Annotated in this window: 1 protein-coding gene and 1 pseudogene; both read left to right on the forward strand. The window is 44.0% G+C overall.

Translation table 11 applies throughout. The features are described from left to right. Positions 1-232: 232 nt before the first annotated feature. On the forward strand, positions 233-946 hold the full coding sequence (locus R7E00_RS24040; RefSeq protein ID WP_017447344.1) for a response regulator: 714 nt from the start codon (positions 233-235) through the stop codon (positions 944-946). After that, positions 947-1,236 (forward strand): annotated as a pseudogene (locus R7E00_RS24045) (two-component sensor histidine kinase); the annotation flags it as partial.

Genomic DNA, 1,236 nt, shown 5'->3' on the forward strand with positions numbered 1-1,236 from the left:
CACAAAATGTCTGTATCCGAGAAATTGCGCTCGCGCCGACCAAGCAGCAACCATAATCTGGTGACAACTTAATTTCCCATATACTAAGCAAACGATTTGTTCTATATCAAAACGTTTGCTTTTTTTATATTATTAACTCATCGGATAACCTTATTCTTTACAAGCTTTATTTGAAATAACTCGCAAATTTGTTTAACTTTCAGTGATATCAAATACAGCACACATCACTTACATGAACGAACAAGAAATCAAGCCATCCCTTATCATTGTCGAAGACGATCCAAAACTACAAGATATGCTCGGTGAGTACTTTGTAGAACAAGGCTTCGACGTCCGCTGTATTGATAACGGCACCGACGCGCCGAACGCCATTTTAGACACTCAACCCGATTTGGTTTTGTTAGATTTGATGCTGCCGGGCCAAGACGGTTTGAGCGTTTGTCGTCAAATCCGCGAATGTTACAAAGGCAAAGTTCTGATGCTTACCGCAAGCGATGACGATTTTGATCACGTCGCTGCGCTTGAAATTGGCGCCGATGACTTTGTCACGAAACCTATTAAACCGCGCGTGTTACTTGCTCGTATCCGTATGTTATTGCGCAGGAAAGAAAGCACCGCTCCAGCGCCAGAAAACGGCTTACAAATTGGCGTGTTGTGTTTAAACCGACTACGTAAATCTTGTACTATGAACCAACAGCCTGTCGCATTAACCGACGGTGAGTTTGACTTGCTGTGGGTACTCGCCACTCATGCCGAGAAAACCTTGTCGCGTGAATGGCTCACCAAAACGTTACGCGGGATTGAGTACGACGGTACAGATAGAACCATTGACAACCGCATCGTAACGCTTAGAAAGAAATTGGGTGACGCGTCCTGCTCACCTCAAAAAATCATTACGGTACGCGGCAAAGGCTACCTACTAATGCCGGATGCATGGAACGCATAAATGAGAAGGATATATCTAGAGAGCTTTTTAGGTCTGATCATTCTTTTTCTCGCCAGTCTGAAAGGTTATGAGCTCATCGTGTATGAGCTCAATACTGATTATGACTACCTACTTCAAGAACACAGTTCGCAAGCTTTCTACGATTTACTCTCCCCTATCTATAAAGAAAAAGGGCTTGAATACACCAAAAGCGAGCTAGAAAAGTTTGCCACGGCAAGCCATCGATTGTTGCAACCTCACACCATGGATGAGCTCCCTCCTGAGGTGAAGGAAGTGTTCGATGAAGATCA

The organism is Vibrio sp. Vb1755 (genome assembly GCF_033338635.1).
Taxonomy (GTDB): Bacteria; Pseudomonadota; Gammaproteobacteria; order Enterobacterales; family Vibrionaceae; genus Vibrio; species Vibrio alginolyticus.